8 protein-coding genes are annotated in these 9,675 nt (G+C 66.0%); 4 read left to right on the plus strand and 4 right to left on the minus strand.

Going from position 1 to position 9,675, the window contains the following annotated elements:
- The first annotated feature begins 16 nt into the window (after positions 1-16).
- Positions 17-892 (plus strand): helix-turn-helix domain-containing protein, encoded by an 876-nt coding sequence (locus tag MTR65_RS10380; RefSeq protein ID WP_243799841.1) that lies wholly within the window; start codon positions 17-19, stop codon positions 890-892.
- On the opposite strand, the gene MTR65_RS10385 is transcribed toward MTR65_RS10380, so the two are convergent.
- Positions 821-2,137 (minus strand): MFS transporter, encoded by a 1,317-nt coding sequence (locus MTR65_RS10385; protein WP_243799843.1) that lies wholly within the window; start codon positions 2,135-2,137, stop codon positions 821-823. The genes MTR65_RS10380 and MTR65_RS10385 overlap by 72 nt on opposite strands.
- Positions 2,138-2,336: 199 nt before the next feature.
- Between MTR65_RS10385 and MTR65_RS10390 the strand changes: the two genes are divergently transcribed.
- Positions 2,337-3,197 carry an isocitrate lyase/PEP mutase family protein gene (locus MTR65_RS10390; protein WP_039391032.1) on the plus strand — a complete coding sequence of 287 codons (861 nt, stop codon included), beginning with the start codon at positions 2,337-2,339 and terminating at the stop codon, positions 3,195-3,197.
- Between the two features lie 96 nt (positions 3,198-3,293).
- Here MTR65_RS10390 and MTR65_RS10395 read toward each other — a convergent pair whose 3' ends face one another.
- Complete coding sequence (locus tag MTR65_RS10395) at positions 3,294-4,025, minus strand: cupin domain-containing protein (protein WP_243799845.1); 732 nt, start codon at positions 4,023-4,025, stop codon at positions 3,294-3,296.
- 176 nt (positions 4,026-4,201) lie between these two features.
- On the opposite strand from MTR65_RS10395, the gene MTR65_RS10400 reads away from it, so the two are divergent.
- Both MTR65_RS10400 and MTR65_RS20250 read left to right on the plus strand, forming a co-directional pair.
- A complete protein-coding gene (locus MTR65_RS10400) occupies positions 4,202-4,945 on the plus strand; it encodes a cupin domain-containing protein (protein ID WP_243799847.1) in 744 nt (247 codons plus the stop codon).
- Entirely contained in the window at positions 4,942-6,249 is a 1,308-nt protein-coding gene (locus tag MTR65_RS20250; RefSeq protein WP_243799850.1) for an SDR family NAD(P)-dependent oxidoreductase, read from the plus strand. The genes MTR65_RS10400 and MTR65_RS20250 overlap by 4 nt, the downstream gene beginning before the upstream one ends.
- Positions 6,250-6,364: 115 nt before the next feature.
- Here MTR65_RS20250 and MTR65_RS10410 read toward each other — a convergent pair whose 3' ends face one another.
- Together MTR65_RS10410 and MTR65_RS10415 are read right to left on the minus strand one after the other, a co-directional pair.
- Positions 6,365-8,698, minus strand: coding sequence for a TonB-dependent receptor (locus MTR65_RS10410; RefSeq protein ID WP_243799852.1), 2,334 nt, complete (start codon positions 8,696-8,698; stop codon positions 6,365-6,367).
- A gap of 273 nt (positions 8,699-8,971) precedes the next feature.
- Entirely contained in the window at positions 8,972-9,538 is a 567-nt protein-coding gene (locus MTR65_RS10415) for a cysteine hydrolase family protein (protein WP_243799855.1), read from the minus strand.
- Between the last annotated feature and the right edge of the window lie 137 nt (positions 9,539-9,675).

The raw sequence follows: 9,675 nt of genomic DNA on the forward strand, positions 1-9,675 counted from the left end.
ATGCAGCAACCGCGAGATGCCCGTGCCTGAATTCGTCGCTTCGCCCGCCGCGTCCCCCGTCGGAACCGAGCCCTTCCGGGGCAAGGACGTGATCCAGTCGCTCTCGCGCTCGATCAACGTGATCCAGGCGATCAACCGCTACGGTTCGCTGGGCCTCACCGAAATCTCGAGCGCGGCGGGCATTCCCTATCCGACCGCCTATCGCATCGTGAACACCTTGATCGAGGAAGGCCTGATCGAGCGTGAACCCACGCGCAAGCGCTACCGCCCGACCGCCCTCATCCAGACGCTCTCGTGCGGTTTCCAGAACCATGATCGCCTGGTGAACGTGGCCCGGCCCTTGATCCAGGGTTTCACGCGCGATCACCATTGGCCGCTGAGCGTGGTGACCCGGGTGGGAGGCAAGATGGTGGTGCGCGATTCGACGAGCACGCAGACCACGCTCACCTTCAACAACTACTATCCCGGCTGGCAGGTGCCGCTGCTGGCCTCGGCCTCGGGGCAGGTCTTCTTCTCGTTCTCGGACGAGGCCGAACAGGCCGAGCTGCTCTCCCAGTCACAGCGCATCCACGAGCCGCTCGACACCGTGATCCTGCGCGACTTCCAGAGCGGCAAGGCGCAGGTCCGCATCCGCGAATGCGGCTACGCAGCGGTCGCGCGCACGCCCTATTCGGCGACACCGGGCAAGACCTCCTCGATCGCGGTGCCGATCTTCGATGGTCACGGCGATCTGCTGGGCGCTCTGGCCTTTGTCTACTTTGCCAATTCGATGCCGCTCAGCCAGGCCATCGAGCGTTATCTGGATCCCATGCTGGGAGTCTCAGCCAGGATCGCCGACGGGCTCTTCGCGATGGGCAACGGCATGCCCGCCTTCGACGAGGCGGCGGAATAGAAAGGCCGCCAGCGCCGCGCCGGCAATGAGCGCGGCGCAGATCAGGAAGCCGGGACGGTAGCTGCCGAACAGATCGAACAGCCGCCCCGCCACGAACACGCCAGAGCCCGAGGCGATCGATTCAAAGACGATGAAGGCGCCCGTCATCTGGCCCAGCCGCGGTCCGGCAAACGAATTGGCGATGACCACCTGAGTGAGGACGTAACACCCGGCCCACCCTGCACCGAGCAGGACCAGCCCCGCAAACGCGATCATGGGCCCGCCAAGGCTGAGCAGCAGGGCGCCTGCAAGCAGCAGCATCTGCTGCGAGTTCCACACCCGGTTGGTTCCCCAACGCTCGGCCGCCGCGCCCACCAGCACCTTGCCGAACAGGCCAGTCAGGAACACCAGCGTCATGCCGAGCGCCGCCATGCGCGCGCCAAGACCAATATCCTGAAGGTAGAGGAAGAGGTTGAGCAGGAACGCGGTCGAGGCGAAGAACGTCCCGAACGTCGCCGCCAACAGCAGCGCCAGCGCCAGCCTATGGTGCGGGACCTGCGCGAACGCGCCAAGCAGCGGCCCCGACGGCTCCGTTTGATCCGGTACCACCTGACGCCTGTTCGGCCTTGGAGAACGCACCAGCACAGCGGCCACGGGCAACAGCGCGAGCGGAATGATGGCCGCCGCGCGCAGGACGCTGCGCCAGTCCGCCTGCTCCAGCGCGAAGACCGCGAGCGAGGGGAAGATCGCCGCGCCGATGCTTGTGCCCGAAAGCGCAATCGAGGTCGCCAGTGTGCGCAGACCCGAAAACCGCGCGCGCACCATCAGCACCACGATCACCACGTGCGAGGAGGCAAAGGACAGCCCCAGCAGCCCATAGAGCGCATAGATCTGCCCGATACTGCGCGCATGGCCATAAGCGGTCAGCGTGATCGCCAGAAGGACGAGCCCCGCCAGCACGATCCGCGCGGGCCGCACGCGCGATGTCAGAAAGCCGATGGCCAGCCCCGAGCCCCCGGCCGAAAGCAGGAAGATCGTCTCGCGCAGCTTGAGCGCGCCGCGGCTGATCCCAAGGTCCGCCAGGATCGCGCTGTCGAGCGCGGGCAGGCCCGACGTGATGATGCCATGGCACACGGTCATCACCATGAGCAGCCCGGCAATGAGGGCCCAGGCCCCGGCATCGGGCATGGCGTCAGGCTGCGCTTGGGGCGCGTGCATGCCGCCATTGGGGGCAACACGCGAAACAGGGACGGGCTTCTGGGTCATGTCCGGAGCGTGCCGCGCACGTCCGCCCTTGACCATCGCGCGCGTCCCGTCTCATCCGCAATACGGATAGACTGCCCTATCCCGGTTGTGGCGCATCCTGCGAAACCGCAGCCGAAGTGCAAAGCCACGCCCCTGTTTCCTGCCCTCGCGCCGTGCCCTTGCGTCGTGTCCGGGCAGAGCGAAGATAAAGGAAGACACGATGCAGGACACCCGCCTCTACGACATGGTCAAGTCCGGCCAGTTCGTCACGGCCCCCGGCATTCAGGACATGATCACCGCGGTCATCGCACGCAAGGTCGGCTTCGATGCCGTCTACGGCAGTGGCTACTGGCTGACCGCCAGCGGTCTGGGCCTGCCCGATGCGGGCATTGCCTCGGTCACGCAGATGGTCGACCGCATGGAAAAGCTGGTCGAGAGCGCCAAGACCCCGGTCATTGCCGACGCTGACACCGGCTTTGGTGGCCTGCTCAACGTGCACCACACCGTCCTTGCCTATGAGAAGGCGGGCGTTGCCGCGATGCAGATCGAGGACCAGGAATTCCCCAAGAAGTGCGGCCACACGCCCTTCAAGCGCGTGATCCCGGTCGAGGACATGGTCGAGAAGATCAAGGTCGCCTGCGACGCGCGCAAGGATGAAAAGTTCCTCATCATCGCGCGCACCGACGTGATGCAGAGCGGTGGCTACAACGCCGTGGAAGACCGCATGGGCGCCTTCGCCGAAGCGGGCGCGGACATCCTCTTCCCCGAGGCGCTGACCAACACCGACGACATGCGCCGCATCTGCCAGACTATCGACACGCCGATGCTTGCCAACATGGCCGATGGCGGCCTCACCCCGATCCGTCCGGTCAGCGAGCTGGAGGAACTCGGCTTCAAGATGGCGATCTTCCCGGCCATGACTTCGCTGGTCGCCGCGCGCGCGGTCGAGGTCTCGCTGCAGCGTCTCAAGGAGACCGGCACCAGCCTCGAAGGCCCTGAACTCTTCGACTTCAAGGAATTCTGCGAGCTGATCGGCTTCGACAAGGTCTGGGAATTCGAACGCAAGTGGGCGAAGGACTGAGCCTTAGCCCATCGTTGCGGACGATGTCCGAACACGAAACGCCCCGGCCTTCACGCCGGGGCGTTTTCGTTTGGGTACTCTCCGTCCCCGCGCGGCTTAAGCCAGATGCAGGTCCCAGGGGCCGTCGTGCCATTCCAGGAGCATGCAGCCGCCCTCGGTCCGCTCATTGAAGCCGTGGATCGAGCGGGCCGGGTTCCACAGGAACGAGCCCGCCTTCATCGGCCGGGTGTCGTCGGGCTGGATATCGCCCTCGATGCAGAAGATTTCCTCCTCCACCGGGTGCCAGTTGCCCCCGCCCACGCCGCCAAAACGCGGCGGTACCTTCAGCAGGCGCGTATCCGCCCCGCTGCGCGGATCGAGCCAGAGGACGCGGCGCTCGAACCCGTCGAGCCGGCGCCCCTCGATCACGGGCACGAACGGATCGATCGCGCGGCAATCGGCGTGCACCACCGGCTCGGGCGAGGTGCCTTCCACGGGCGCATCGACGATGACGATCCATTCGCTGTCGGCCAGCACCTCGACGTCCAGTGGCCGGTCGCCGGGAAGCACCGCGAAGCCGCGGGGGCCGAGCACCGTTTCACCGATCCGCACCTGCCCCTCGAGCACGAAGAGCTGGGTCAGGGCCCCATCGGCCCGCGCGCTTGTCGCCTGCCAGCCCTTCGCCGGGGTAGCCAGCGCGCTGCGCAAGGAGCCGTCGGTGAGGCGTCGCAGGACAAGGCCCGGCAGCCCGGTCCCATCCCAGGGCGCCAGGGCCTCGGGCACGAGGTCCGCGCGGTGGACGCACTGCGAGATATCGTAGGCGAGTTCGGGGATGTCTTCAGCGCTCACAGCTCGATCCTTGCACAACCGGATGGGACACGCGAGACTGCGCGCGGCATAGCGCAGGACCAAACCCCTGCCCCGCGGTCATCCGCCATGCGGAGGCTCGCCCGGCCCTTGCTGGAGGGCGCACCGACGATCTGGAACCCTCCCACTCTGAACACGCTTTTCAAGAAGGGACCGTCATGAGGCCACGCGTAGTCGATCTGAGGGTGGACGAACTCGACTGGGAGCCGCTCGGCCCGCCCGGGCTCTATTCCCGCCTGCTCAGTCGCGATCCGGAGAGCGGCGCGCGCACGGCTCTCCAGCGCATGGTTCCGGCCGATGGTTACACCGCGCCCGATACCGCCCACTACCACCACACCTACGAGGAACTGCTGGGCGTCTCGGGGCGCTTCAGCTTCGATGGGCGCAACTGGGTCGAGGCAGGCGCCTACCTGTTCCACCCGCCGCGCACCGTCCATGGCTTTGCCAGTACCGTGCCCGAGGAATCGACCTTCCTCTCGCGCGTGGGGCGCCAGCTCGACTTCAACTTCGTGCCCGAGCCTGAGCAGGACGACCTCTACCTTGCCGAAGGCGCCTTGCCCCCACGTGCGCCCGTCGCCCTGGAGAAGGACGCCGCGCTGGACGGGTTTGCGCCCAGCCGGTTCCTTGGCGCGGACGTGGAAGCGCGCGTTCTCAGCGTCGATCCCGAAACCGGCGAAGGCAGCGCCTTCGTGCGCCTTCCGGCAGGCTGGCAATCGACAACCACTGCCCTGCCCCACTACCTGGAGATCTTCACGACTTTGGGGGGCATCGGCGTTGACGACGCAGCGGCCGCGCCCGGCCGCAGCTATTTCTTCTACCCGGCCGAAGATCGCATCAACACGCTGGAGGCCGCCGAACCGACGCTGGCCTACGTCAATTTCGGCGGACCGGTGGGCCTGTGAAGAGGGCTCTCATTCTCAACGCGGCGAGCCCGGAAGGTGCACACGCGGCCTCGGCGCTCGCCGACCATGCCCTCACCATCCTCGACAAGGGCCTGCCCGACCAGGCAGCCTGGGAGGACTTTGCAACCACGGCCGAGACGCAAGGTCTGCGCTTCGACACCATCGTTCATTGCCCGCGCGGCGGGACAGGCCCGGACGGTGTCGAGGAGGAAATCCTCTCGGCCTGGCTGACCGCGAAGTTTGCCAACCGGATCTGCGCGTCCGGCGAACCTGCGCTCATCACCCTCCTTCGTCGTGCAGACGGCCCCGCCGCCATCGATACCGATGCCGCCGCGAACGGCATCCGCTACGCCACCTGGTCAGCCATGCTCGATGCCTCCAGACGCGGTGTCCATCTGCGCTCGAACCGGCTGACCGTTTCGCCGGAGACGGCGCCTGCGCAGGTCGTCGCAGCCCTCAAGATGCTGGCCGATGCGCGCGCCAGCTTCGTTGCCGGCGCCGACATCGCGCTGGAACCCGCACCCGATGTGCAGGCCACGACCTCGCTCGCCGGAAAGGCCGTTCTGGTCACCGGGGCGACCTCGGGCATCGGGCGGGCGAGCGCCATCGAGATCGGCCGTCAGGGCGGTTTCGTCTTCGTGGGCGGGCGCAAGCCCGACCTTGCCGACGAGACACTGGCCCTCGTGCGCGAAGCCGGGGGGGACGGGGCCTTCATCCGCCTCGACGTGACCGACGCAAGCGCCTGGGAGGCCGCCGCCGCGACCATTCGCGAGACGCAAGGTGCGCTCCACGGCCTCGTCAACAATGCAGGCGAGGCCAAAAACCTGCCCATCGAGGACCTGGACGAGGACGTGCTGCGCTTCCTTGTCCATCTCAACTACGGCGGGTGCCGCAGGGGCATGGATGCCCTGCTCCCACTTCTCGAGGCAGGACATGGTTCGGTCGTCAACGTGGCAAGTGTTGCAGGGATGCGCGCCGGCTTCGGGGGATCGGCCTATGGCGCCTCGAAGGCCGCGATGATCGGCCTTAGCCAAAGCTACGGCAAGGCCATCGCAGGCCCCCGCAAGGTCCGCGTCAACGCCATCCAGCCGGGTCTGATCTGGAGCGAGGGCGTGACCGATTCCCTGGGCGAGGACGGCGCGCGCCAGTTCCGTACGATGATCGAGGGCAAGACCCCCATCGGGCGCGTGGGCACACCCGACGAGGTCGGGCGCTTCGTCGCCTTCCTCGTCTCCGATGCCGCCGCCGGGATCCACGGCCAGGCGCTCCCGGTCTCGGGCGGGCTCGAACTCGTCCACCCCTGAGCGAGCCCACACGGCCCACACGAAAAGAGGGGCGCAGCGTCATCGAACGCTGCGCCCCTTCGCATTTCCCGATCCGGCCCGGGGAGGGACATGGTCCCGGGCCGGAAAGAGAAACTCAGAAATTCTTGATGAAGCGGATGCCCCCGGTGCGGCGCGCGGGCGCGGTGATGTATTCACCGTTCGAGGTCGAGGGGTTGAACGAACCCCAGAAGCGGCTGAAGTCGGGCGTCAGATCGTTGAAGATGTTGTTCACGTAGACAAGCGCGGTCCAGCTGCCGCCCTTGAGGCCGATCTGCGCGTCGGCGGTGAACTTCTGGTCCAGCTTCACGCGGTTGTCGAAGCGCGCGAAACGCGAACTGCGGTAGTTGCCCGTGCCCTCGATGAAGCCGTCGAGTTCGCCCGAAAGCGGCGCCTCGATGTGGACCATGCCCGTTGCCGAATGGCGCGGCACGAGGGGGACGCGGTTGCCCCCGAACTGGCGATCCACCCCGGCGGGAGAGGGGAAAACGTCGCGCGCGGCGAAATCCTTGAACTTGGAATCGGTGTAGGCGTAGCTGCCGCTCAGCCTCAGCCAGTGGAACGGGGTCGCGTTCACGCCCAGTTCGGCGCCCTTAACCTCGGCCTTCTCGGCATTGATGATGTAGTTGAGCGTCACCGCCGAGGAATTGGGGCATTCCGGCTCGGGCCCCTGTGCGCTGAGCGAGCCATAGCACACCGTCGTCACCTGCAGGTCAGACCAGTCGGAATAGTAGACGTCGGCCTCGAAGTTGAGGTCGCCATTGAGAAGGCTTCCCTTCACGCCCAGCTCGTACGTCCAGATCGATTCCTGGCCGAAGGGGCGCAGGTCATCGCGCACCTGGCCGGTGTTGAAGCCGCCCGGCTTGGAGCCCTTGGCCGCGCTCGCGTAGATATTGAGGTCGGGCGAGACCTTCCAGGCTGCGCTCACACGCGGCAACCAGGCATCGAAGCTGGTCTTGCCGCGAAAATCGATCTCGTTCGCGCCGGTCAGGAACAACAGGTTGACCCCGGTCGTCGCGGCGGCCGAGATGACCTCGTGGTTGTAGCGCAGTTCGCCCGTCACCGTCAGCGCGCGAGACAGGTCGAACTCGACCGAGCCGAAACCGGAATAGGTGTTGGTGTTCAGGCGGTTGACCCGGCCCGGGATGTCCGCGCGGGTGCTGGTGATGAAGGGACGCGCGCCCAGGAAGCGCGAATAGTCCACTTCCTCGTAATTCTCGTCGAAGACGTAGCCGCCCACCATCGCACGGATCGGCCCGCCATCATAGCTGAGGCGCAGGTCCGAGCTGATCTGCTGCAGGTCGTTGTCGAAGTCGAAGATGCCCACGCAGACCATCGAGAGGCAGTTGACCAGACCGCCGCCCAGATCGACGCCCTGCGGCTCGTTCTGCGGCTCCTTGTCGAAGTCGAACTCCAGCCGCCCCTTGGTACGGTTGTAGCCCGAGAGCGAGTTGAGCACGAAGCCGTTGCCGAAATCGTACTCCAGGTCGAGGACGCCGCGGTAGGTCTCGGAGTTGTTGCCGGCGTAGCGGTGGTCCGAAGACATGTTGACCTCGTCGGGGTCGAAGGTCTCCTCGGTGATCGTGTTCACGCCGTAAAGCGAGGTATCCGGGCGCTGAATGACGTAGCCCGCGCCCGGTCCGGCGTTGCTGTTGAGATAGCTGCCCCGGATCTTGCCGGTGAAGCCCCCGCTCTCGATCAGCACGGTGCCGCCCACCCCGTAGTTACGGCTGGCGTCGAGCCCCTGCCCGTTGCCCGGATTTTTGTAGAAGCCCGAGAAGTTGCTGTAAGTCGCCGAAAGCTTGGCCGCGACGACATCGCCGATCACGGGCCCGGTCACGTGCGCGGTGGCTTCCTGCTGGCCATAGGCGCCCAGACCAAAGTTGAACGTGCCGCCCGGCGTGAACTCGGGGTCCTTGCTCACGAAGCTGATGGCGCCTGCAAAGGCGCTGCGCCCGAAGTAGACTGTCTGCGGGCCCTTCACCACCTCGATGCGCGCGATATCCATGAGCGCGGTCGCGTTCTGGTTGCCGCCACCGCCCACGGTCGTGTTGAGCGATACGCCGGTGGTGTCGATGCCATCGACGATCATGGCGACATTGGAGCGGCCTTCAATCAGGGCAATGCCGCGAAGGCTGGGACGGATGTCGGCGGGCGAGGCCCCGGTGTCGAACTGAAGGCCGGGGGTCATCGCCGCGACGCTGTTCATATCGCGCACGCCCTTGCGCGCGATGGTATCCTGCGAGACGACGTTGATCGCGACCGGAATGTCCTGGAGCGATTCCTCGCGGCGGCGCGCGGTCACCACGATATCGCCGCCCGCCGAGGCGCCTGCCGGGCGCTCCTGCTCCTGCGCCTGCGCGGACGGCGCCAACAGTGCGGCCGCGGCCATCGAGCCGAGAGAACAGGTCTGGAGAAGCTTGCCGATCATCGTGAGAACCCCCTGGGCAGATTTTCTTGTTGGCAGCAAAGCTAGGTCCCCAGTCGCCAGTCGGACAATTTCGGCAGATAAAAGCATCCGCATTGCGGAAGGAACATCGGCGCAAGGTCGCATCTGACCATGGTGAAGCGCCACGATCGTGTTCGTATCGCGGATATCCGGGTCGTCCTGCCCCGTCGCTTCGACACGAAAAAGGGGCGCAGCCTGCGTTGAAGCTGCGCCCCCTTCTCCTGGTACCAATCAAGCCCTTGCGGGCCGGTAGCCTCAGTCCGCGAAGCTGACCTTCGCCGCCTCGGTAATCTCGCAAAGGCCGCCGAAGGCCTGGAGTTCAGCCTCGTGCGCCTCAAGCGACCCGGCCGAGCAGGCATCCGCGATGACCTTGACCGAAAGGCCACGATCATGCGCCTCGCGCACGGTCGAGCTGACCGCCAGCGTGGTCGACAGGCCGGTCACGTAAAGCTCGGTCACGCCGTGCTTTTCGAGTTCGTCATCAAGGATCGTCTTCCAGAACGGGCTGATCTGGTGCTTGAGGATGATCGCCTCGCCCTCGGCCGGGGTCAGCGCGGGCACGAAGTCGACACCCGGCGTCCCCAGCTGGAGCGCGCCCGAACCCTTGAAATTGGCGAAGAGCGGCGAACGCTCGGGCGCCTCGGGCAGGTCGGGGGCGCTGAACGCGACCCTGACGTGCCCGACCGCGATACCGGCCTTGCGCGCCTTCTCCAGAACGCTGGCCGCATTGGCCACCACGTTGCGGCGGGCCAGCTCACCGGCCATCGGGTCATGGCTGGTCAGGTCGTTGATGAAGTCAATCAGAATCAGATATTTGCTCACGTGGACGTCCTTAGAGCATTTTCCAATCAGATCGAAGTATCTGATGGTTCAGAAAATGCGTTAAACCAATGACCTAGAGCGGTCGATCCGCTCTAGGTCGCGTTGACAAAATGCTTCAACCATAGCCTTGCGGCGGC

Source organism: Novosphingobium mangrovi (genome assembly GCF_022818885.1).
GTDB classification, from domain to species: Bacteria; Pseudomonadota; Alphaproteobacteria; order Sphingomonadales; family Sphingomonadaceae; genus Novosphingobium; species Novosphingobium mangrovi.

What these genes read in the sequence shown, in the direction of transcription:
- MTR65_RS10385 (WP_243799843.1), bottom strand. Translation starts at nt 2,137, where the DNA reads ATGACCCAGAAGCCCGTCCCTGTTTCGCGTGTTGCCCCCAATGGCGGC.
- MTR65_RS10380 (WP_243799841.1), top strand. Translation starts at nt 17, where the DNA reads ATGCCCGTGCCTGAATTCGTCGCTTCGCCCGCCGCGTCCCCCGTCGGA.
- MTR65_RS10390 (WP_039391032.1), top strand. Translation starts at nt 2,337, where the DNA reads ATGCAGGACACCCGCCTCTACGACATGGTCAAGTCCGGCCAGTTCGTC.
- MTR65_RS10400 (WP_243799847.1), top strand. Translation starts at nt 4,202, where the DNA reads ATGAGGCCACGCGTAGTCGATCTGAGGGTGGACGAACTCGACTGGGAG.
- MTR65_RS10410 (WP_243799852.1), bottom strand. Translation starts at nt 8,698, where the DNA reads ATGATCGGCAAGCTTCTCCAGACCTGTTCTCTCGGCTCGATGGCCGCG.